This is a genomic window from Lactobacillus sp. PSON, assembly GCF_052615405.1.
This window is the reverse complement of the sequence record NZ_JBQXFW010000002.1, coordinates 276600-299373: the sequence shown is the minus strand read 5'-3', so window position 1 is coordinate 299373 and position 22774 is coordinate 276600. Positions and strand designations below refer to the sequence as shown.

20 protein-coding genes and 1 pseudogene are annotated in these 22774 nt (G+C 31.3%); 8 read left to right on the top strand and 13 right to left on the bottom strand.

What is annotated here, in order from left to right; all coding sequences use genetic code 11:
• Positions 1–29 precede the first annotated feature (29 nt).
• Entirely contained in the window at positions 30–440 is a 411-nt protein-coding gene (locus ACTHPI_RS01955) for a peptide deformylase (RefSeq protein WP_445352493.1), read from the bottom strand.
• A gap of 110 nt (positions 441–550) precedes the next feature.
• Here ACTHPI_RS01955 and ACTHPI_RS01950 point away from each other — a divergent pair, with 110 nt between their 5' ends.
• Positions 551–1681, top strand: a complete 1131-nt coding sequence (locus ACTHPI_RS01950; RefSeq protein WP_445352492.1) for a serine hydrolase domain-containing protein — start codon at positions 551–553, stop codon at positions 1679–1681.
• Between the two features lie 28 nt (positions 1682–1709).
• Here ACTHPI_RS01950 and ACTHPI_RS01945 read toward each other — a convergent pair whose 3' ends face one another.
• From ACTHPI_RS01945 to ACTHPI_RS01930, 4 genes are all read right to left on the bottom strand, one after another.
• Positions 1710–4535: a DEAD/DEAH box helicase gene (locus ACTHPI_RS01945; protein WP_445352491.1), complete on the bottom strand. Its 2826-nt coding sequence runs from the start codon at positions 4533–4535 to the stop codon at positions 1710–1712.
• Between the two features lie 72 nt (positions 4536–4607).
• Positions 4608–6059, bottom strand: a complete 1452-nt coding sequence (locus tag ACTHPI_RS01940) for an amino acid permease (protein WP_445352490.1) — start codon at positions 6057–6059, stop codon at positions 4608–4610.
• Between the two features lie 165 nt (positions 6060–6224).
• Positions 6225–6512 carry a bacteriocin immunity protein gene (locus ACTHPI_RS01935; protein ID WP_445352489.1) on the bottom strand — a complete coding sequence of 96 codons (288 nt, stop codon included), beginning with the start codon at positions 6510–6512 and terminating at the stop codon, positions 6225–6227.
• Positions 6513–6531: 19 nt separating this feature from the next.
• Positions 6532–7359 carry an exodeoxyribonuclease III gene (locus ACTHPI_RS01930; RefSeq protein ID WP_445352488.1) on the bottom strand — a complete coding sequence of 276 codons (828 nt, stop codon included), beginning with the start codon at positions 7357–7359 and terminating at the stop codon, positions 6532–6534.
• 385 nt (positions 7360–7744) lie between these two features.
• Here ACTHPI_RS01930 and ACTHPI_RS01925 point away from each other — a divergent pair, with 385 nt between their 5' ends.
• A complete protein-coding gene (locus ACTHPI_RS01925) occupies positions 7745–8425 on the top strand; it encodes a hypothetical protein (protein ID WP_445352487.1) in 681 nt (226 codons plus the stop codon).
• A 421-nt stretch (positions 8426–8846) separates the two neighbouring features.
• On the opposite strand, the gene ACTHPI_RS01920 is transcribed toward ACTHPI_RS01925, so the two are convergent.
• Positions 8847–9128, bottom strand: coding sequence for a hypothetical protein (locus ACTHPI_RS01920; RefSeq protein WP_445352486.1), 282 nt, complete (start codon positions 9126–9128; stop codon positions 8847–8849).
• A gap of 362 nt (positions 9129–9490) precedes the next feature.
• Here ACTHPI_RS01920 and ACTHPI_RS01915 point away from each other — a divergent pair, with 362 nt between their 5' ends.
• Entirely contained in the window at positions 9491–10495 is a 1005-nt protein-coding gene (locus tag ACTHPI_RS01915; RefSeq protein WP_445352485.1) for a D-2-hydroxyacid dehydrogenase, read from the top strand.
• 412 nt (positions 10496–10907) lie between these two features.
• Here ACTHPI_RS01915 and ACTHPI_RS01910 read toward each other — a convergent pair whose 3' ends face one another.
• Positions 10908–12821 carry a GTP-binding protein gene (locus ACTHPI_RS01910; RefSeq protein WP_445352484.1) on the bottom strand — a complete coding sequence of 638 codons (1914 nt, stop codon included), beginning with the start codon at positions 12819–12821 and terminating at the stop codon, positions 10908–10910.
• A gap of 208 nt (positions 12822–13029) precedes the next feature.
• Between ACTHPI_RS01910 and ACTHPI_RS01905 the strand changes: the two genes are divergently transcribed.
• The gene (locus ACTHPI_RS01905) at positions 13030–13470 is read left to right on the top strand and encodes a hypothetical protein (protein WP_445352483.1); all 441 of its coding nucleotides are present in this window, start codon (positions 13030–13032) and stop codon (positions 13468–13470) included.
• A 39-nt stretch (positions 13471–13509) separates the two neighbouring features.
• Here the strand turns inward: ACTHPI_RS01905 and ACTHPI_RS01900 are convergent, their stop codons facing one another.
• The 6 genes and pseudogenes from ACTHPI_RS01900 to ACTHPI_RS01875 all read right to left on the bottom strand — a co-directional run bounded on the left by ACTHPI_RS01900 (position 13510) and on the right by ACTHPI_RS01875 (position 18860).
• The gene (locus ACTHPI_RS01900) at positions 13510–14367 is read right to left on the bottom strand and encodes an aldo/keto reductase (protein WP_445352482.1); all 858 of its coding nucleotides are present in this window, start codon (positions 14365–14367) and stop codon (positions 13510–13512) included.
• 92 nt (positions 14368–14459) lie between these two features.
• A pseudogene (locus ACTHPI_RS01895) lies at positions 14460–14603 on the bottom strand (transcriptional regulator); the annotation flags it as partial.
• Between the two features lie 161 nt (positions 14604–14764).
• Positions 14765–14944, bottom strand: a complete 180-nt coding sequence (locus tag ACTHPI_RS01890) for an Rgg family transcriptional regulator (protein ID WP_445352501.1) — start codon at positions 14942–14944, stop codon at positions 14765–14767.
• Between the two features lies 1 nt (position 14945).
• Positions 14946–16145 carry an MFS transporter gene (locus ACTHPI_RS01885; RefSeq protein ID WP_445352481.1) on the bottom strand — a complete coding sequence of 400 codons (1200 nt, stop codon included), beginning with the start codon at positions 16143–16145 and terminating at the stop codon, positions 14946–14948.
• Between the two features lie 748 nt (positions 16146–16893).
• Entirely contained in the window at positions 16894–17739 is an 846-nt protein-coding gene (locus ACTHPI_RS01880) for a helix-turn-helix domain-containing protein (protein WP_445352480.1), read from the bottom strand.
• A 413-nt stretch (positions 17740–18152) separates the two neighbouring features.
• Positions 18153–18860, bottom strand: a complete 708-nt coding sequence (locus ACTHPI_RS01875; RefSeq protein WP_445352479.1) for a YjjG family noncanonical pyrimidine nucleotidase — start codon at positions 18858–18860, stop codon at positions 18153–18155.
• Positions 18861–19093: 233 nt separating this feature from the next.
• On the opposite strand from ACTHPI_RS01875, the gene ACTHPI_RS01870 reads away from it, so the two are divergent.
• From ACTHPI_RS01870 to ACTHPI_RS01855, 4 genes are all read left to right on the top strand, one after another.
• Positions 19094–19774, top strand: a complete 681-nt coding sequence (locus ACTHPI_RS01870) for an SLAP domain-containing protein (RefSeq protein WP_445352478.1) — start codon at positions 19094–19096, stop codon at positions 19772–19774.
• Between the two features lie 325 nt (positions 19775–20099).
• Positions 20100–21092 (top strand): tryptophan ABC transporter substrate-binding protein, encoded by a 993-nt coding sequence (gene trpX / locus ACTHPI_RS01865; protein WP_445352477.1) that lies wholly within the window; start codon positions 20100–20102, stop codon positions 21090–21092.
• On the top strand, positions 21089–21988 hold the full coding sequence (locus ACTHPI_RS01860) for an ABC transporter permease (RefSeq protein WP_445352476.1): 900 nt from the start codon (positions 21089–21091) through the stop codon (positions 21986–21988). The genes trpX and ACTHPI_RS01860 overlap by 4 nt, the downstream gene beginning before the upstream one ends.
• The gene (locus ACTHPI_RS01855; RefSeq protein ID WP_445352475.1) at positions 21985–22743 is read left to right on the top strand and encodes an ABC transporter ATP-binding protein; all 759 of its coding nucleotides are present in this window, start codon (positions 21985–21987) and stop codon (positions 22741–22743) included. Before ACTHPI_RS01860 ends, ACTHPI_RS01855 begins: the two co-directional genes overlap by 4 nt.
• Positions 22744–22774 lie beyond the last annotated feature (31 nt).

Below are 22774 nucleotides of genomic sequence, written 5' to 3'. Positions count from 1 at the left end.
TTGCAACCCTTTTTTGTAAAAAAATTAAATTAAATCAAAATTCCATTACAATGATCGACTTCATGTTGAATAGTTTCTGCAATTAAACCAGTAAATTCTTGTGTTTTTTTATTGAAATTCAAATCTCGATATTCAACAACAATTTTATCATAGCGTTTAGTCTTTCTTGTTCCAGCTAAAGATAAACAGCCTTCCTCTACACTGTATTCATCTGATTTTTTAATTATAGTTGGATTTAACATTACTATTGGTAACATTCCTGCATAAAAAGCAATGATCCTTTTATTTTTACCAATCATGTTTGCTGCTAATCCAATTGCAATTCCACTATTTGCTATTAATGTATCTCTTAAGTCCTCGGCAATCTTAATATCAGATTTTTGTGCTGGGAGAGATTTTTTACTTAAAAATACTATGTCATGAATAATTTCTTGTTGCATTACAATTCCTCCTAAAAAACTTAACGAAAAAATTTTAACATTTTTATAGATTATTATTGCAAAAAAAGTTTTATAATCTATAAGTAAATCTTGAGAGGGAGTACCTTAATATGAAAAATAAACTTATCACATTAACCGCTGCTATTACACTAGGAGTATCTGGCGTCGTTTTAGCAAAGCAAAAACCACAAACAGTTTACGCTGCTACTAGTGCTGAAAGAGCTGAAATGCGTAGTTTTGTAAGAGATACTTTAGCTAAACATCACGTCCGCGGTTCTGTAGTTGTTATCAAAGATGGCGAACCACAACAAATTAGCTACGGTTATGGGTGGTATGGCAAGCGGATTGGTAATGGTAATGAAAAGGTTGTTTATCCGACTGCATCACTTCAAAAAGTTATTACTGCTTCAATGGTTATCCAATTAATTAACGAAACTAACAATACTAACCAAGAATTTTCTCAATATACGAAGATTTCTCGCTGGTACCCAAACCTAAAAAATGCCGATAAAATCACAGTAGGAAATCTCCTCACGCATACTTCAGGAATTGTCGCAACCGGTACAGAAATCAACCGAAACACTAATTATTCAGAAGAACAAGCGATTGATTGGGTAGTAAACCATGTAAATGAAACTAATGAAGCAGAACCTGGCACTTACTTTTACAATAATACAAATTATATCTTGCTTGCTGGAATTATCCGTAAAGTTACAAATCAGTCCTACGAACAAAATTTCCAAACTCGAATCATTGACAGATTAGGTCTTCAAAACACTTATTTATATCAAAATATTCCCAACTATAAAACCGATGCAATTTCATATTTTTGGAATGGATTTAATAATTACAAAGATGCATCCTATGTTAAACGCTCTTTAGCATCTCAACTTCCTGGAGCTGGTAACTTGTTCTCTACACCAAAAGATTATTATAAAATTCAAGTTGGTTTATCAAACGGTCAAATTTTATCTCATTCTGACTTTAACTATTTAACTCATTTAAGAAGTAAAGTCACCGATTACTCTGGCGGTATTTATTTAAAAAATAATGACACTTTAAAATCAGCTTATGGAAATTTAGCTGGTACTCATTTTGGTGATTGGTTCCAAATGACAACTGATAACCAAAACGGTTTGGTAATGTTTTTAAATCAAACTAACAATAATGAAAATGATGAAAAAGATGCTGGTTTTGAAATTTTAAATCATATTAAACCAGGATTATTTAATCAAAGATAAGCAAAAAGCATCCCTGAAGGATGCTTTTTTAGTCAGCAAATAAAATATTATACATTGAATTTGAAAGTGGCTGCTTAAGTTGAAGATTCATCCCTACAGCCGCTTTTTTCTTTGGACCTAATAACTCTTCTTTAACACTTTCTTGCAAAATTTTCGCTTCTCCTAAATAAAAAAATTCTTTACCTGCGGCATCACTTCTTTTTACAAAAACATGCAATTTCATATTAGGTTTAAGCAAATTTTGTACTTCTTTTGAATTTATATGACGAGGCGAACGTGTATACCATCGCAAAGTCTGCCCATCAGAAAAATCATTATGGTAGATACTGTTGCGTTTTTCTTCAGAGTCTTTTTTATAAGTAATAAAAATTGGTGTTTCGTTTTCCCCTACTCGATATCCATACATTGGCGCACTAACATCTAGCGGCCAATTCAAAAGACGACATACATCTTCTCGATCATATTTTTTGTATAAAGTAAATTGATTTTCAGCTGAATATTCCTGTGTTAATAATAGTCCCGTTTTAATTAAATCTTGCAAAAATTCCCGATACTGGGAATTTTTTAACGCCGATTGCATTTGATTTGAAAAATAATATTGAGACTCAACTTTTTTAATCAATGCAAAATTACCATATTGTTCTTTTTTTGTAGTTTTACCAGCTTTCACATCAAAAAACTTTAAAGTTAGAATCCTTTCAATAGATTCAAGAACTTCAGTACTTACATAAACTTTTTCTTCTTGTAATCGGCTGATGTATTCTTTTTCTTCTACTTTTTCTTTTTGCAATAATAAATCTAATAAAACTAATTCATGTGGCCTTTTCCCTGCTAAGAGTTCTTTAGTTATAAAAGTTAATGTCTGATTTTCATATTCTGATAACTGGATATCTTCGCCCATTTTTTGTAAAAACTCCGCATAATTTTTCACTAAATTATTTGTAGCAAATACTAATGGCGAACTGGCACCATATTTATAAAAGTCATAAAGCTTTGGTACACGTCCTAATTTTTGCTTTAAATCATTATATGAATCACGCAAATTTTTCATACTATCTAGCTTAATTTTTTCAAGAGATGCCAAAATTTTCTTAGCTGCAATTTGATTAAAATTAATCGTCGAAACATCAATTAATTGTGGAATTTTAACTTCTTCATAGGCTTTATCTTTATCTAAACTTACATCATGGTTCAATGCTAAAGGAATCATATAGTTATTCTTATAATTACCAATAAAATCAATTACAGTAACATATTCTTTTCCTGGATATTTTCTAAGTCCACGTCCTAATTGCTGAATAAAAACAATACTCGATTCAGTATTCCTCAGCATTATTATTTGATTAAGAGAAGGAATATCTACTCCTTCATTAAACAAATCAACCGTAATAATATATTCAATCTTTCCATTTTCTAAATCTCGAACAACTTTTTGGCGAACTTTTTCTGTATCTTGATTAGTTAATGAAACAGATTTATGATTACGCAAATTGAACTCTTCAGCTAGTTTTTTAGCTTCATCAGTTCTACTGCAAAAAATTAGCCCCTTAGGTTTACTACCACAATAGCCATAATAATCAAGTTCATGCAAAATATAGTCAACTCGTTTTTTTGCCGTTAATTTATTTAAATTGCTAGTTTCATCAATTATTTCACCATCTGCTTCATAATCTTCTACTCCGACATAATGAAAAGGAGCTAGCATATGTTCTTTTAACGCATCTTGCAGACGAATTTCATAAGCTAAATTATAGTCAAAAATTTCATAAACATTCTTCTCATCCATTCTTTCAGGAGTGGCTGTCATCCCTAGATAAAATTTAGGCTTAAAATAATTTAATACTTTTTGATAACTTGGTGCAGCTGAACGGTGAGCTTCATCAATTAAAATATAATCAAATTCTGATGGAGAAAATTCTTCTAATATATAATCTTGGTTCAAAGTTTGAACTGTCGCAAAAATATATTTTGCACTCATATCATGCTTTTTTCCTGTGAGCATCCCATAGTCAGACTTTTTTCCACCAATTACTTGATAAAAACTTTCTAACGCTTTTTTAGCAATTTGTTCACGGTGAACTACATAAAGAAACTTTTTAGGTTTAAAATCTTTAACAGCAAATGCACCTAGATACGTCTTTCCTGTACCGGTTGCTGAAACAACTAAGCTTCGATTTTCTCCAACATCAACAAGTCTATTTAGTTCTTTTAAAGCTGCTCGCTGCATTTTATTAGGGATAATTTTTGAAGATTGTTTTTTAGAAAAATTTGTTGAAACTGGTTTTTCCCAATTCTGCTCGTAAGATTTTATCCAATCATCAGTTAAATCAAAACTATTTTGCTTTAATTTAGTCAAACTTGATTGAACTTGATCAATCATTGTAGCATTTTCCGAACTAGTAATTCTCATCGCTAATTCATAATTACTCAAAAGTGCAGAACGCGTAAAATTAGCACTTCCAACAATAACTGTTTCATAATCAAGATGACGAAAGAAATAACCCTTAGCATGAAAATTATCAGAGGAAATTTTCACAGTTAAATTTTTAATTTTTAATAATTCATAAAAAACTTTTGGACTATTAAATCCCAAATAACTTCCAGTAATTAAAGTTCCAGAAATTCCTTTCTTAGCTAAATCTTCCATTACTAATTTAAATGGAACAAGCATATCTTCAGTAATAAAAGCTACTGCCCAAGTAAAGCTTTGACAAGTAAGCAGTTCCTGGCGTAGAGTTAGCCAAATATTATCATGATTTTCATTAGTTAATAATTTAGGATTTAAATTTTCATGTCCTAAATATTTTTTATCATATAAACCATTTAGTAAGGCGTTTTTAAGTACTTTGTTCATTATTTCCTCCCTGTCATTATTCTACAAAAACAAAAATAGAAGCCCAAATTTTGAGCTTCTATTTCATTATCTTTACCAATTCCACTTATCTTTATATCTATATAAAATTAATGGAATCACTGATACCACCAAGCACATTAACGCTAATAAGAATACATAAGCAATTCGTAAATTATCAGGTGTTTCAGTAGCTGGGATAAAGGTTACAAAAAATGCCACAATTGTAATCACCATTGCAATCAATGCAATAATAATACTTACCACGGGATTCTTAGTCATGTAATAAGTCCGATGAAGACTTTCATGTTCACGCTTTAAAACAATATATGCTACAAGCATAATCATATATACCATTAAGTATTGTGCAGTAGTAGCAGCTAAGGATACATTAAAAGCAAAATCTGCATCGGCACCACTTGTAAAGGTAATAAGTACTGCAGAAACAGTCACAATTAGTGATTGCAATACCATTAATCTAAATGGTACATGACGACTAGTTGTATGTGCAAAGAATTTTGGCATGTAGCCTTGTTTAGCTGCTTCATACATCCCTTGATTAGGACCAGAAATCCAATTTCCAAGTTCTCCTACTACTCCGCAAGCAAGTAATACACCTACTATTTTTTGTAATAAATCACCAGGAAGACCAATTGAATTTAAAAGTTTTCCATAAGCAAAAACAAATCCTGTACTATTTTGAATTTCACTTTTTGGAACAGTCATTCCAATTGCCATACTTCCAAAAAGGTCAAAACAAATAGCAGTTGCTGCTAACCCCATCATAACTTTTGAGTATGATTTAGGGTGAATTAAGTTCTTAACGTGAGGTGCTGATGCTTCTCCCCCACAAAATGCTAACATAAATGGAACAAAGGCAACTAATGTAGCTCCATCTAATTCATGTGGCAAAATTGTATGCCAATTAAGTGTCATATGTAAAGGTCTGCCTTGAGCTACGTAAACGAAGAAAAAGACAATCAAACTAATTACAGGAAGTGCAATTCCTAAGATAAATAACCATTCTGCAATTTGACCAATCTTTCTTACACCAATCACTTGAATCGCAGTAGTTGCCCATAAAATCAGCATCATTAAGCCAAATCTTACCAAAGGATTAGTGTTAAACCAAGGTGTATCAAAAGCAATTGATAAAGCACCGATGACTACATACATCATCGTACACATTCCAACTGTAATATGGATCCATTGATAGCACATTGCAGTCCAGCCAGTTTTTTCACCTAAAGATCCTTTAACCCAAGTAAAGATTCCACCTTCACTCCAACCATCAATTGAAGCCATTTCTCCAGCCATTTGCGTAATCGGAATAAACCAGGCAATCCCAGCAATCAACAAATAAAATAATGCAGTAGGTCCAGTCTTACCAAATGGGGCTAATTCATTAACCGAAATAACCATCGAACTGGTCATCGCAAATAATTTAAATGCAGTTAACCGATTATATACGAGGTCTTTTTCTTGACCCCAGTTTTCTTGGCTAGTTACTTCTATTTCTTCGTCCACGTATTTTCAACTCCTAAAAAATATTCTCGTCTATTATACACTAGACCAATTAAAAAAAGCACCTAAATTTAGGTGCTTTTTCAACATTTTTAAAGGTCTATACCTAATAATATTAGGAAATAGTCTTCTTAATAAGCAAAAATAATCATTTCAGACCGATTTATTTTAAAAAAATCTAATTCCGCTCCAGCCTGAATCTTCATAAGTTTCATTAATTATTGAAGAATATAACTTTGCGACATTTTTAGTAAGCTCAGATTTAATTGCTAAGGGTCGAAGATTTCCTTCTAAGTCTGCTAAGATTCTTGCAAAATATTTTTTATGCTCAATTTGTTCTTTTGCAACTTCTAGAATTTGGCGTTCTTTTTCAGAAACTATCGAATCCTTTAGAAGTATATTAATATCATTCAATAATTTTTCTTCTTGCTTAATCCTCTTTTTTCTTCTAAACATTTTTCATCACTAAAATTAATTATATTTCAATCTCAAGCAATATTGGACAGTGATCTGCTCGCTCTCCCGTATCAATCATTTCAGAGCGACTTACTTTATCCGCAATTCTATCACTGACTAACCAATAATCAATTCTCCAGCCTGAATTGTTGGCTTTAGCGGTTCTAACTCTTTGCGCCCACCAAGTGTAGACATCTTTGACATTACCATTTACTTTTCTAAAAGTATCAGTAAATCCACTCTTAAGTAAATTATCAAATCCTGCTCGCTCTTCATCGGTAAAACCTGCAGAATGATGATTATTTTCGGGATGCTTCAAGTCAATTTCTGTATGAGCACAATTATAGTCACCACTTGCAATTACTGGCTTTTGCTTATCAAGTTCTACTAAATATTCGGCATACTTCTTATCCCATTCTTGACGCTCGCTAAGTCGCTTTAAATCTCCCCCAGCATTTGGAGTGTAGACTTCAGTTACAAAAAACTCTGGAAATTCTAAAGTAATAATTCTTCCTTCTTGATCCATTGTACTTGGAGCACCAATTTCTGGATAAGTAGCTTTTGGTGTTAAATCTTTCTTATATAAGTACATGGTACCAGCGTAACCTTTTCTTGCTGGTTCAACAGAAGAACGCCAAACATAAGCATAATCTGGAAACATTGCCGATAAAATCTCTTTGTGTTTTTTAGTTGGACCAGTAGAACGCAGTTTAGTTTCTTGAATAGCAATTATGTCAGGACTTTGATTTTGAATTGTTTCTAAAACTTTTCGCGTTTTTTTAGCCCGATCTGAATCACTCGTCAAGGCAGCATTTAGTGAATCAATATTCCATGAAATTAATTTCATTATTATTCCTCTTTCTTTTTTCTTAATTATACGCGATTTTGCTAAAGTTTTTTAAATCAAAAGAAAAAAGCCAGCATAGACTATTTCTAAACTAACTTTCTTTTAAAAGGGAGTTGTGTTGAATGAGAATAATAAGAAATTATTTTGCATTAGGTTTATTCATCATACTTAAATCTAATAAGATACTTACTGCAATATCAATAATTTTAAGTACTTTCATGAACAAAATTATTTTTTAAATTTTAGCGAAATATATAATCTTATAAAAATTACACTATTTCGTTAATATTTTTTGATTTTTAGTAAAAAAATTAATTTACTAATCAATAAAACTAAAGTAAAATTGTTATTAAACTATTATTTTACATACGAGGAGAAAATTATAATGAAAAAAACTAAATCACTATTAGTTACCATGCTTTCAGCTACTGTAATATCCATTGGTACACCAATTTTAACTAGTACAGCCGATGCTGCTACTATTGAAAACAGTTCATCTTCTAATACTCATGAATTGGATTTAACAACTCAAGAGAAAATCAATCCTTACGTTGAAGTAAAAGATAATCGATATGTCCTTAATGAAAAGGTTAAAAGTATAATTTCTTCTCAAGATTATGCTTTAGCTAAGCAATTGATTAATCATTCAAATAATATTGTGTCACAAAATTATTTGACAATTAATAAAAAGACAAAAACTGCCGACGAAACAATTATTATATCCGATAACAGCAATAATACGACCCTTCCAAATTTGAAAACTAATCTATATGCTGTTTCAAAGGCTAAACGTCGATATCATAATGGTGTTAACAAAGTATCCGTTCACTGGAACTATGTAAGAATATATTTAAGCAAATCAATGACAAAAGCTGCTGCAGCTGGTTCAATTACTGGACTTAGTACACTAATAGGTGGAGCAATTTCTAGTGGTTCTGCAGCTCCGGCAATAGCGGCAGCGGTTGGTGCTTTTATTGGATCTGTAGTAGATAGTTCAATTAAAGGTGGTATTTGGGTAGACTACAACTATTACGTAAAGGGACCTACAAAATGGGGCTGGCAATAATGCAAACTTTAAAAGTAATTATTTATGTAATAAGTGCTGTTATTTTTGAGTTTATATATTCATTATATGTATCCCCTCATTTTTCAAACTTATTATTTAATGCCTTAATAAATGCAGTTTGTATGGGAATCATAGTATTTATTATATATAAGATTTTTGAAAATAAAGAATGAAACATTTATTCTTTACAAAAAGTTAACTCACAAAATCGAACACTACTTTTTTAGCAATATTAATTAAGACTTGACATCAAAACTATCATTTTGTTGTCAAGTCTTTTATTTTGTATCCAAAAAGTTACGATAAAAGAATTAAATATTAATCATAACTTTTTCATCTATGATAAAAAAAGCCAGCATAGACTATTTCTAAACTAACTTTCTTTTAAAAGGGAGTTGTGTTGAATGAGAATAATAAGAAATTATTTTGCATTAGTTCTTTGGCTAATGGCGCGATTGCGAAGTCTAATAAGGAAAAATGCGCTGACGGCTAGGATGATAGAGCCGCTTACGCCAGGGATGAGTGCAACCGCTGAAAAATGTGGATTGAGAAAATTGTACATCACTTCAGTAAAAATGGCGCCGGCAATACTAGAAACAGTAGTTGCAATTATATAAAAAAGATTCGTATTAGTTTCAACAATGATTCCAGCAAAAACGCCGATAAGAGCGCTGATAATAATTATCCAAATAAATTGAAGCATGAGCATTTTCTCAAGTCCTTTCATTAAGATGTAAATAATAATAAGGAATAAGAAGAATTTTTATTTTATTCTATAGGCAGTTCCTCCTTTTTATAATCGCTTTAATATTTCTGCTATGTTTATAATATATCAGCTAAGTGACATAATGTCACTAATTATTTACCCCTCTTAATAAAAAGTTTAGAATTTCGGTTATTACTTTAAAAAGTTTGTGATAAAAGTCTTGAAACCGCCTAAAAAACGAATAAAATTTAAAAAAATACACGTTTTTTTGATAAATTCTAAATTTTAGTGTTTTAACATTTAAACTCAAGTGTATAATAAGAAAAGGTCATACTATTAATTTTTACGGAGGTTGAATTATGACAAAGATTTTTGCTTACGCTATTCGTAAGGACGAAGAACCTTTCTTAAACGAATGGAAAGACGCTCACAAAGATGTCGAAGTTGAATATACTGATAAGCTCTTAACTCCTGAAACTGCTAAGTTAGCTAAGGGTGCTGATGGTGTTGTTGTTTACCAACAATTGGACTACACTCCAGAAACTCTCCAAGCTTTAGCAGACGCTGGCGTAACTAAGATGTCATTGCGTAATGTTGGTGTTGATAATATTGACATGGACAAGGCTAAGGAACTTGGCTTTGAAATCACTAATGTTCCTGTTTACTCACCAGACGCTATCGCAGAACACGCAGCTATTCAAGCAGCTCGTGTCCTTCGTCAAGACAAGCGTATGGATGAAAAGATGGCTAAACGTGACTTACGTTGGGCTCCAACTATTGGTCGTGAAGTTCGTGACCAAGTTGTTGGTGTTGTAGGTACTGGTCACATTGGTCAAGTATTTATGCAAATTATGGAAGGCTTTGGCGCTAAAGTTATCGCTTACGATATCTTCAAGAACCCAGAACTTGAAAAGAAGGGTTACTACGTAGATTCACTTGATGAACTTTACAAGAAGGCTGACGTAATTTCACTTCACGTACCAGATGTTCCAGCTAACGTTCACATGATCAATGACGACTCAATCAAAGAAATGAAAGATGGCGTTGTTATCGTAAACGTTTCACGTGGTCCACTTGTTGACACTGATGCTGTAATCCGTGGTTTGGATTCAGGTAAGATCTTCGGCTTCGTAATGGATACTTACGAAGGTGAAGTTGGTGTATTCAACGAAGATTGGGAAGGCAAGGAATTTCCAGACAAGCGTTTAGCAGACTTAATTGACCGTCCAAACGTTTTGGTAACTCCTCACACTGCTTTCTACACTACTCACGCTGTAAGAAACATGGTAACTAAGGCATTTGACAACAACTTAGCTTTAGTTGAAGGTAAAGAACCAGAAAGTCCAGTTAAGTTAGACAAGTAATTTCAACCTGCCCGTATTTTAAAACTGGATATAAACAAATAGCGACTAGGCATTAGGCTTAATCGCTATTTTTATTGGATATAAAAAGTCGATTAGTAAAAACCAATCGACTTTCTTTAGATAACTAATTCGAGCTATAACAAACCTTGCTAGAGAATCTATTATATTCAGTAGTCTAGGTCAATAAATCAGCTTGAGTGCTACTACCCTAGCGCAGGGCAAATGCGTTACCGACCAGCACTTTGACAAAAAGATTTCGATAAAAATCACCTTCTGTCGCAAATTAGGTGCGAAATTTTTGACCTGCACTACATTTATTATATGAAAAAAGGCTTTGAAATATTTCTAACTAGATACTTTCAAAGCCTTTTAATTTTCAAAATACTTTATGTGTTCCACATGGAACACTTTTTTATTTTAACGGAAACTGATATGGATACTGCGCATATTCTGGTACCTTATCCCACACAACAGTGTGACCCGCACCATGAGAACAAAAAACTGAATTTGGAGTATTATCAATATCGGACATCGGATCATAATCACGTGCAGCAATTACTTCATCAGAATTGTGGCATTTTCTATATCCTGCAAAAATGCACTCCAAACTCCCCTCACCATGCGTGTAACTGCGCACCTGACTTGCATAGTCGCGCATTTCACAAACCGGAGCTTTCCCTGTAATTACACTTCTAGTTCCATAATCTTCGGGAGTATCAAACTGTCCTGCCATTTTTTGAATGTCAGTCATTGCTCGCCCGACATCCCCTGTTGGAATTTCTAAGCGAAAATCATACCATGGCTCAAGAATTTCAATTGCATTTTGTGCATTTAACTCCATCAAGCCTTGTCGTACTCCGCGACTTGTTGCTTCTCTAAAGTCTCCTCCCACAGTATGAACATTACTTGCTCGACCTCCAATTAAGGTGATTTTTATATTATCAATTGGAAAACCTGCCAAAACTCCCACATGTGTTTTACTTTTAAGAGCTGTCATAATTTGATGCTGATAATTTTTATCTAAAACTTCCAAACTGCAATTATTTGCAAAAGTCAATTTATTATTTGGCTCCATCAAAAAGTGCACTTCTGAATAATGCCTTAGCGGTTCAAAGTGACCTACTGCTTCAATTGGCTTCGTGATAGTTTCCTTATATAAGACACTACCTTGATTAAATTCAACTTCTAAATTAAATCGTTCAAGCAATAATTGCTTTAAAACCTCCAGCTGCATTTCACCCATTAATTCAACTTGAATTTCTTCTAATTCTTTATTCCAAGTTACATTTAAGAGTGGATCTTCATCATTTAATTTTTTTAAAGCTGTTAAACATGAATGAAGATCATCATTTTCAGGAATTACTTTATAAGTTAAAACCGGCTTTAATTGTGTCTCGGTTAAATCATCAATTCCTATTCCTTGTCCTGGATAAGAACTAGTGATACCAGTTACCGCAACTATTTCACCACTAGAAGCTTCTTGAACTACTTCATAACTTTCTCCATTATAAATTCGAATTTGGTTAATTTTTTCTTCTGGCAATAACTCACTCTTCGCCTTTAAATTGCCGCCAAGAATGCGTAACCAAGTTAGCCGCTCGCCCTTTTTATCATGGGTAATTTTAAAGACTCGTGCAGAAAAATCAGCTTTGAATTTAGACTCTTGTCCCCACTTATCTATCCCTGCTAAAAATTCCTCTACTCCATCTAACTTAAGTGCCGAACCAAAATACATCGGAAAAACTTTTCTACTATTAATAGCATTTTGCACATCAATATCGTCTAAACTATCCTTATCTAGATATTTTTCAAGAAGCTGTTCATCACTTGCAGCAACATTTTCAAGAAAATCCGACTCTCCAAAATCAACACAATTTTGATTAAGATTTTTCTGTATATCAGCTAAAACCTCGTCTTTATTTATTCCTGCCATATCCATCTTATTAACAAAAATGAAAACTGGAATATTACGCTTTTCAAGCATTCGCCAAAGCTGTCTTGTGTAACTAGTCACTCCATCGCTTGCTGAAATTACTAGAATTGCATAATCTAATACACTCAAGACATTTTCAGTTTGAGCACCAAGGTCCACGTGTCCCGGTGTATCAAGGAGAGTAATTTCCATATTATCAGTAGTGATTTTTGCTTCATGAGAAAAAATCGTAATCCCACGTTTTTTCTCTAAATTATCAGAATCAAGAAATGCATCCCCATTGTCTACTCTACCTAGCTTTCTTAAGTTACCAGATTTATACATCATTGCCTCTGACAAGGTGGTCTTACCTGCATCCACATGAGCAATAATTCCTGTTGTAAGTTGTTTCATTTTATCCCTCCTAATTATTTAAAAAGTAAAAAAGGCAGCTCATCAAGAACTACCCATATATATTCAACACTTTGTACTTATATAGTTGCATTATAAATTGATTTTTTGCTATCTTTACTTAAAAGTATAGCATGATTTCTATAGTACATTACGATATAATAAAAAATATTTCCCCATACATTTGAATAATTATTTTGGAGTTATATATATGAAAATCAAAAATGAACAATTAGAAAATAAAGATAAAAACGTAATCATTCGATCGTTTATTGTACTAAACTTCCTTTTATTAGGCTTTGTATTATTTTATGGAAAAAGTAATATATTAAATTCAACTTCTCCTAATCTAATAATATTTTTTATAATGCTAATTACAATTATATATTCATGCTGTGATTTTTACATTTCTGGAACATTATTACCTGAAGTAAAAGATAAAAAAGATATAAAAAACAAAGTTATTAATATTACTGAAGGACTATTAAGTATCAATGGTTTAGGCATAATTTTATATTTAATAAATAATAATTTTAATTTATATTCTATTGGCATAATTATACTTGGTTTCTTATTAATAGATACTATTATAATTATAGTTGCTACTATTCTATTATTTATATGGATAAAATTAATTATGAATAATCAATAAAAGTCGCAAGTTTTAAACTTGCGACTTTTATACTTTTAACTAAAACTCCGCCTTATCAGGATCTTGTGCAGTCTTTGCAACCCCATGGAGATTGTCCAAACTCTTCATATCTTCTGGACTAATTTCAAAATCAAATACATCACTATTTGCCTCAATGTATTCTGGGTGAACCGACTTTGGCAATGGCAAAAATCCATGTTGAAGTGACCAACGAATTAATACTTGAGCTGGAGACTTACCATAATGTGAACCAATTTCTTTTACAGTTTCATTTCCAAGTAGGCCACCAGTTCCAAGAGGACTATAAGCTTCGTTCAAGATTCCAAGTTCATCATTATACTTCACAAGCTCTTCTTGCATGTCACTTGGATTTAAGTAGTTTTGGTTAACAGCAGGCTTAATTTCTGCGGTCTTTAATAGTTCATCAATGTGCTTTTTTCTAAAATTGGAAATACCAATTGCACGAATTTTCCCAGCCTTAACTGCTTCTTCCATAGCTTGCCAGCTTTCAGCATTCATTTCAGCCCAATTGTCACGCATTGCGGCAGGATTTGGCCAGTGAATCAAGTAAAGATCTAAATAATCCAGTCCTAATTTCATTAAACTAGTATCAATTGCCTTCTTAGCAGCTTGATAACCGTGGTCACTATTCCAAAGTTTAGTAGTAACAAATAAATCATGACGATTTACACCACTTTTTGCAATTGCACGACCAACACTTTCTTCATTGCCATAAGCTGCAGCAGTATCAATGTGACGGTATCCTGAATTAAGTGCTGCTAATACTGACTCTTCTGCAACTTCACCGCTAGGTGTTTGCCAAGTACCAAAACCGATAACTGGAATTTCAACACCATTGTTTAACTTATAAGTATCTGTAAGTGAATTAAATTTCATAACTGCCTCCTTAATTTTATTTGCTTACTTAATGTTAGCAAATAAATGTGGCGTTTTTGTGAAGATAACTAAAAAAAGCTGGAGTTTTAATCTTCAATTTCATTATAGTAATGAGTAAGAGTATCTTGGATATTGCTTCCTACAATACATTGAGGATTAGTTTTTGGATCAATATGCAATAAGTTATGCTCCATGTTGATAGCTTGATAAACATCATACAAACTAATATCTTTTGGCTAATTTTGGGGCAACTTTCCCCTTTTGAGTTTCAATAATATTTGCTTTTCCATGTATTTCAACTGGAGTATTTCATTTTCCAAATGAATGGCAGCGCAAATTGCAGTAAGAACTGTAAAAGATTATTTAAACAAAAATTCCCAAATATCCATTTAGTTTTTCAAAATTTATTTTTTCTTTTATATTCTAAATATCCTTGTGCATACAGAAAAACTGTCTTTTCATAATAAAAGAATTCATTATTTAATATCTTATCAATTTCTTCAATAAGATATTCACAATCATTAAATTCTTTTCTATCTATACTTACTAATAAACAATTAATAGTTACGCAAGATATTTTACAGTTTCTCTTTTTTACTATTCATAATCATAAAATATGCAGATATTATCATTAATATTGTAACTAAAGTAATTAAAAGTAACATATATACCATTCCAATATTTTGAATTAAAAAGCCTAAAATTGGATTCAGCAACATACTCATTAAACTAATGGAAAAGGATAGACCAGAGATGAAAGTAGCTCTTGCTTCATCTTTCACCCATAAATTGAGCATCTGCATAACTATAGGGTCTAGTATATCAATAATATTATATAAAATACCTGCTCCTATTAAGAATATATAACTATTATTTTGAATCTGTAATGCCAATGAAAAGACTAATAAAAATACTATTAGCAGTAATAAAGACTTTATTTTTATCTTAGCTAAGTGATAGGCTTGCGTAGCTATTAGACCTCCTAGCAAACTATAAATCATAAATATGTTACCATTACTTGAAGAATTAAAACCCATTTTTGAAATATAGTTGGGAAGAAAAGAAAATATAGAATTAATAACGGATACAGTTATAACTGTAAATATAAAAATAAAAAAGATATTAGCTGTTGCTGTCATTTCTTTAAATACCTTTATTATTTCCATAACCATATTTTTATTATTTGAACTATCTGTTTTTTTAATTGCAGTAGTTTTAATTTCCTTAACATTAGCAATAATAAGTATAGCTATTATAATTGTAAAACTTTGGCAAACATAAGGGAGTATGGAATTATATGAATATAAAACTCCCCCAATTCCTGTTGCTATCCCTAAAGTTATAGAACTAATAAGCTGCATATTTCCTCGAATTTTAGCATACTTTTTTTCTTGTCCTTCTTTCCTTATTCCTTCATAAAACAAAGCATCATCTGATCCACTCAATAAGGCATTTCCAACACCCTCAAGAATAAATGCAATAACTAATATCAAATATCTAAAATTGTCTGGAATATGAATTGAGGTAATAATTATAATTGGTGTAAGAGATAAAGTAATGAGCCCAATAACTACTATCTTTTTTTTCAAAAATAAATCACTTAAAATGCCACTAGGAATTTCTGAGACAAATTGTCCTCCTAAAAATAATGATTGAAGAAATGCAAACTGAAGCAAATTAAAATGCAAACTTTGTACAATAAAAAGTATATTGATTATTCTGGTAAATCTTAACTGAGTAAATAAAGTATATAAATAATATTTAATTGTATATGTCATCTGTTCTCCATTCTGCTTTCAATTTATCAATTAGTGATAAAAAATTATCAGTTTTGCAAGTTTTATAAATACTTTAATCACTTTTAAAAATTGATGGAATCGAATAATTATTATTTAATTTTTCAAGCAATTATATATTTTCTTGTAAATCTTCACGTTCAGTATTAATAAATACTGGTATTGTCGAATTTTTTTGATACTTGCATAAAATCTTTTATGTATTCATTCAATTCATTGACCACTTTAATTTTTTTCATTTCTTGACTCCTAAACTTTTTATGTTAAATTAATCATCTAAGTTCAATATTAATTGAATCATCACATCTTTCTCATTTTAAGATTTGATGATTGAAATTATATTCTAATACGTATTAATCCTTTACACTTTGTATTATATTTATTACAAAATCAGACACATTTATTTATGATTAATGAAGTTATATATTTAGTAAAAGTAAAGCTTCATAATAAAATATATTGTTTTTAACTTTTACTAAAAATAAAAAACTATTAAATCAAGGCTCTACTTATACCAAGATTTAATAATTTTTTTAATGGATATCTTTAGTTAAATGATCTAATCAGCAAAAAATATCTAATAGTATCTTTAACTACCAACTTTAAATTTATTTACCAAAAATAATAGGTAATTCCCACCATGTCATCTGAAATCACTTCTTTCTATAACTATAATTTACACAATAATATCATAAATAACTAAAATTAATTCCATATTGTAAGATATTTATTACACATTAGCTTTTGGCCAATTTTTTATAATCTTACCATATCCACAATATTTCAAAAATTTTATTATCTCTTTTCTTTCTTTTTCGTTATTTTTAAAAAGTGCATACATATAATGAGCATGAAATCTATATATTATTAAATGAAAAGAATCACTAGCACTTAGTATATATTTGATCACTTTATATATATTTGAAGAATATTCTTTTCGTAAATAGCATCCTCTGTCAAAACAAGTTACTAAATAATTTCCGAAAATTCGTAAGTACCTTTCCATCATAAGTTCCGAAATAAATTCTTTTTTATCGAGTGATTTAAGTAAGTGCATTATTAGAGAATCAAGCATTTCTATTTTTAATAATGGCATTGTGTTGGCTAATAATCTAATATATTCAGGTTTATCAACCCATTTCTCTTCCTTATCGAATTCCATACAAATTTTATATTTTAGATTTTTATCAACTTTACTTAAATCCCCCTTAAAATATGCATTTGTAACAATAGCTCTAATTTTTAATATATTATTGTCAGAACAAGATAAAATCCTATTACAGTTATATTCTAATAAGTTATAATTTTTCGAATTTACAGCATACTCCATTTCTTCTTGCAACTCTTCATTTACTATTTCTTTCTTTGACATATAGCTTTTATAAATCAAATTGTAAAAATAATTAATGTCTATTTTGTGTGAAACCAGTATCATAATTAGGCTTTCAGCACTAATACCACTTTTCCCGCTTTCAACTAAAGTGTAAAAAGGTCTTTGCACTATTCCTTCACACATCTTAGCTTGAGACAAGCCTAAATCAATACGTACTTTTTGTAAAGCTTCTCCTATTTTCAAAATATCAACCTCACAAACACACTTTATTAGAATTACATTAATAATATTAAAAATAAGTATACACTGAACTTCATATTAATCAACATTTTTTAATTTTTATATTTTTTTGAATATATAAAACTTATATTTTAGCATTCTCTTAAAGTTTATTAAGTAACAAAGATACAAGTTTTATCTTTTTATTTCATGTTAATATATTTACTCAATCGTTTCTCTAAATTCAAAAAGCTTTAAATATTATCTATCCTAATATGGTTTTATTAAAGCTAAATTACCAAAAGACAAAGCAAATAAAAGAAGTAGCTTAAAAAAGGCAAATTTTGAATAAAAATAAAATCATTGATATATCAAGATTCAATATAATCTAGATTATCAATGATTTTTTCAATATAAATGTATTTCTATAATATTATCTAATACTTCTTTTCAAAGTCATTCTGCATTAACTTAACAAATTGCGGATAATTTTCTACTTCAAATAAGGGATGCAAATTTAATGTGTTTTTACGATGGCGATGATTATACCAAACACTATCAAAGCCATACTTTTCAGCACCTAAAATATCAGATTGAAGACCATCTCCAAAAAAGACCGTCTGATCGGGACTAATCTCTGTTCTGCTAAAGAAATAATCAAAAGCATGTTCATCAGGTTTAGAATAATGCGCTTCTTCAGAAGTCACAATTAAGTCAAAGTAATCTTTGATTCCTGCAAGCTCTAAGCGATGTCGCTGCATAAACTTTTCCCCGTTGCTAAGCACAGTCAATTTATATCCCTGTTTCTTAGCAAACTTCAAGGTATCTTCAACTCCCGGTAGAAGCTTATGTGCTTCACCAAAATAGGAACGATATTCTTCCATCGCTTTTAATCCATCTATTTCTAAGTCAAAGTTTTCCTTAATAAAATCATGGAATGTTTTTTCACTTAATTCTTCATAAGTAATTTCACCTTGTTCAAGTTGACGCCACAAACCTTGATTATAGGCATGATATTGGCGTTGAAGCTCAGGTGTTAATTGCCAGCGATTCTTATTAAATAAACTATGAAGTGCATAATCTTCTGTTGCAGCAAAATCAATTAAAGTATCATCAACATCAAAAATTATCTGTTTATATTTCACTAAATGATCTCCCTTCTTATTCGTCATTTCTCAAAACTAAATTATAACAATAATAGAAAAAACTAGCTGAGATTAAGCAGGTTAATATTTCTTAGAAGTTAAAGCTTATTTACCCATCTTTAGAAAACGTTAACATAAACGTCTCATAAAGTTCACAAAGTCGTTGTATAATAACAGTGTAGTCAAAAAAGTATTAATATTTGTTATGGTAGTAACCTTTAAGAGGAACAACAATGAAATTAAATAAAAAAATCATCATCGGAGCAACAGCACTTGCCCTAGGAAGTTTATCCGTAGTTGCAATTAACACTAACAACTCTAACTACGTTTCTGCTTCTGCTGCAAGTACTAAAGAAACTACTGTAAAGTTACGCCTAAATCATAATTCTTATGTATATGACAAAAATGGAAAAAGGCTAAAGAAATATAAAGGCAAAAAAGCCCTTATAAAAAAATCCCAGAAGTTAACAATAAAAGGTAAAATAGAGCCTATTCAAAAAGCAAAAAGATATTACTTTTATGGAAAACTTGAAAATGGTAATCGACCTGCTTACTGGTTAACATATAAAAAAATAAACAATGATTATTATTACAGTATTGGTAACAAAGGATACATAAAATGTGTTAATGTGAAAACTATTGATGGTTATAGTTTAATGTCTACCGAAGCAACTGTAACAATAAAGCCACGTATAGAAAAAGTAGCTCACACTTGGAATAAATTAGGTGAGCAAACTACTAAAACATATAAAAGTGGGCAAAAACTAATCATTGATGATACAAATATTTTACCAAACCAAAATACCTATTCTTATCGAGTCAAGGGAACAGATTATTGGGTATCGGCGCAAGACTTAAAATCCTACCCTAGACCTTCTCATATGGTTACATCTCGCATACTTCGCTATAATTAAAAACACAACTCAACGATTCAGAAATTCATTCCTGAATCGTTTTTTCTTATAATTTCTTGTTGACATCTAATTAAACAATCTATAAAATCTAAACTATCAGATACGAAAGGAAATTTTTACTATGATTAGTTTTACTATTAACAAACGTTGGCAATTCCAGCACTAGGTTGAAACTATGTCTTTGGCACAGATTCGACCTCTTTAGTTCGCAATCTGTGCTGGTAAAAATTTCTATCATAATTTACCCGCACAACTACTTAGTGCGGGTTTTGTTTTAGGCAAGTTCTGCACATAGAACTTGCCTTTTTGTTTTGGGAGGAAAACTATGAAACGACTAATTGCAACAATTATCGGGCTTTTTGCTTTTTTAATCGTGGCTTTTGTCAGTGAAATCAATAAAAAAAATCAAGAAGCTGCTACCCCTACTGTCGGAATCTTGCAGACAATGAGCCACCCAGCACTGGATCAGATTCATGACGGACTAGTTCAAGGCTTAAAAGATGAAGGCTATATCAATGGAAAAAATTTGCACATTATTTTTCAAAATGCTCAAAATGACCAAAGTAATCTAAAATCAATGAGCGACCAATTTCAAAATAAAAATGCCCAAGCCGTCATTGGAATTGCTACACCTGCTGTGCAATCCTTAGCTAATGAAAGTGGCTCCACTCCCGTAATTATGGGAGGAGTAAGTGATCCAGTTGGAACTGGTCTTGTGAAGAGTTTAAAATATCCTGGCGGAAAAATTACTGGTGTCAAAGACCAGCAACCATTAGCTGAACAATTAAAACTTATTCAGGAAATCATGCCAAAATTAAAAAATATCGGTATTATTTATACTTCAAGTGATGACTCATCAACTGGAGAAGCACGCGAATTTAAAAAACTAGCTCAAAAACAAGGTCTAACAGTTAAGCCTTATACCATTACTTCAACTAACGACATTGAACAAGTTGCTCAAACTATGGCTGGAAAAGTTCAAGCAGTTTATATTCCAACTGACAATACAGTTGCTTCTGCCATTTCTACCCTACTTAAAGCAACTAATAATGCCAAGATTCCAGTTTTTCCAGCAGCTGACACTATGGTTAAGTCTGGAGGACTTGCAACAAGAGCTGTTAGCCAATTCGATATGGGAGTTTTAACTGGAAAAATGACCGCTGAAATTCTCAAAGGCAAAAAACCTGAAAACATGCCAATTAAAACCGTTCATCAATATGAAACTGTTGTAAATTTAAAAACTGCTAAAGAATTAGGAATCAGTATTCCCGATTCAGTTATAAAAGCTGCTCAAAAGAAAGGAAGTATTATTAAATGAATTTAGTTACATCTACTATTGGTCAAGGATTATTATGGGGAATCCTTGCATTAGGTCTTTACTTATCTTTTAGAATTCTTAACTTTCCAGATATGACTGTAGAAGGAACTTTTCCATTTGGCGCTGCTATTTGCGTAAGCTCCATTGTTCATGGTGTTAATCCATGGTTTGCTACCTTGCTTTCTTTTATTGCAGGGATGATTACTGGTGCAGTAACAGGGTTACTTTATACAAAAGGGAAAATTCCTGTTCTTTTAGCCGGTATTTTAACCATGACTGGTGTTTATTCAGTGAACTTGCGAATTTTAGGAAAGGCTAACGTTGGACTACTTAATCAAGCTACAATTTTGAATGAAAAGTTTTTAGATAAATTACCAACAAATTTTCCTACTATTATAATTGGCTTGATTTTTGCAATTCTTATTGTTATCTTACTTGCTCTTTTCCTTAATACAGATTTAGGGCAAGCTTTTATTGCAACTGGTGATAATGAAAAGATGGCTCGTTCAATTGGTATTAATACTGATAATATGAAAATTTTAGGATTAATGGTATCAAATGGTCTAATTGGGTTAGCAGGCGGCCTGCTTGCTCAAAATGGTGGTTACGCGGACGTTAACATGGGAATTGGAACAATGGTTATTGGTCTGGCTGCAATTATCATTGGTGAAGTTGTATATGGAAAAAATTTAACTTTAACTGCCCGATTAGTCGCAGTAGTTATCGGAAGTATCCTTTATCGCTTAGTTTTGCTTTTAGTTCTTCAATTAGGCTTCAGCACTAATGATTTCAAACTTATTTCCGCAATTATTTTGGCAATTTGTATGATGCTTCCTCTACTTCAACAAAAATTCCACCTAAAAAAATTACTTAAGAAAGGAATTGAAAAGCCATGAGTACATTAAATCTACAAAATATTACTACTACAGTTAACGTGGGAACAAGCGAAGAGAAAAAAATTCTTAAAAATATTAACTTAAATCTTGAAGATGGTGACTTTGTAACTTTACTTGGAACAAATGGCGCCGGAAAATCCACCTTACTTAATATCATCAATGGTTCACTTTTTCCAACTAGTGGAAAAGTCTTATTAGATGGTCAAGATATCACTCATTTATCAGAAGTTAAACGTGCAAAGTATATCTCACAAGTTTTTCAAGATCCTAAAATGGGAACTGCCCCTAGAATGACTGTTGCTGAAAACTTACTCCTCGCTACTAAACGTGGTCAAAAACGTCGTTTGCGTTTGCGTGGTTTAGAAAAGCACTTAAATGAGTTTAAAAAAGAAACTGCTCAATTGCCTAATGGTTTAAGCGATAGACTTAATACTTTTGTCGGCAGTCTTTCAGGAGGTCAACGACAAACGCTCAGTTTTTTAATGGCAACTATCAAAAAGCCAAAACTTCTTTTGCTTGATGAACATACTGCAGCCCTTGATCCTAATACTAGCCACCAATTATTAGAACTAACCAATAAAACTGTAACCCAGCAACATTTAACTTGTGTAATGATAACACACCAATTAAAAGATGCTTTAAAATATGGCAATCGAATCATTATTTTAAATAACGGTAAAATAGTTTTAGATGTTAAAAATTCCGAAAAGGAAAAATTAACTGAAGATGATATCCTTCAATATTTCAGTGATTAAAAAACACTGTTTCTAAAAATAATTCCTATTT

Excerpts from the sequence above, each read along its gene's own strand:
- ACTHPI_RS01955 (WP_445352493.1), bottom strand. The coding sequence starts at position 440 with ATGCAACAAGAAATTATTCATGACATAGTATTTTTAAGTAAAAAATCT.
- ACTHPI_RS01950 (WP_445352492.1), top strand. The coding sequence starts at position 551 with ATGAAAAATAAACTTATCACATTAACCGCTGCTATTACACTAGGAGTA.
- ACTHPI_RS01945 (WP_445352491.1), bottom strand. The coding sequence starts at position 4,535 with ATGAACAAAGTACTTAAAAACGCCTTACTAAATGGTTTATATGATAAA.
- ACTHPI_RS01935 (WP_445352489.1), bottom strand. The coding sequence starts at position 6,512 with ATGTTTAGAAGAAAAAAGAGGATTAAGCAAGAAGAAAAATTATTGAAT.
- ACTHPI_RS01930 (WP_445352488.1), bottom strand. The coding sequence starts at position 7,359 with ATGAAATTAATTTCATGGAATATTGATTCACTAAATGCTGCCTTGACG.
- ACTHPI_RS01925 (WP_445352487.1), top strand. The coding sequence starts at position 7,745 with ATGAAAAAAACTAAATCACTATTAGTTACCATGCTTTCAGCTACTGTA.
- ACTHPI_RS01920 (WP_445352486.1), bottom strand. The coding sequence starts at position 9,128 with ATGCTTCAATTTATTTGGATAATTATTATCAGCGCTCTTATCGGCGTT.
- ACTHPI_RS01915 (WP_445352485.1), top strand. The coding sequence starts at position 9,491 with ATGACAAAGATTTTTGCTTACGCTATTCGTAAGGACGAAGAACCTTTC.
- ACTHPI_RS01910 (WP_445352484.1), bottom strand. The coding sequence starts at position 12,821 with ATGAAACAACTTACAACAGGAATTATTGCTCATGTGGATGCAGGTAAG.
- ACTHPI_RS01905 (WP_445352483.1), top strand. The coding sequence starts at position 13,030 with ATGAAAATCAAAAATGAACAATTAGAAAATAAAGATAAAAACGTAATC.
- ACTHPI_RS01900 (WP_445352482.1), bottom strand. The coding sequence starts at position 14,367 with ATGAAATTTAATTCACTTACAGATACTTATAAGTTAAACAATGGTGTT.
- ACTHPI_RS01885 (WP_445352481.1), bottom strand. The coding sequence starts at position 16,145 with ATGACATATACAATTAAATATTATTTATATACTTTATTTACTCAGTTA.
- ACTHPI_RS01870 (WP_445352478.1), top strand. The coding sequence starts at position 19,094 with ATGAAATTAAATAAAAAAATCATCATCGGAGCAACAGCACTTGCCCTA.
- trpX (WP_445352477.1), top strand. The coding sequence starts at position 20,100 with ATGAAACGACTAATTGCAACAATTATCGGGCTTTTTGCTTTTTTAATC.
- ACTHPI_RS01860 (WP_445352476.1), top strand. The coding sequence starts at position 21,089 with ATGAATTTAGTTACATCTACTATTGGTCAAGGATTATTATGGGGAATC.
- ACTHPI_RS01855 (WP_445352475.1), top strand. The coding sequence starts at position 21,985 with ATGAGTACATTAAATCTACAAAATATTACTACTACAGTTAACGTGGGA.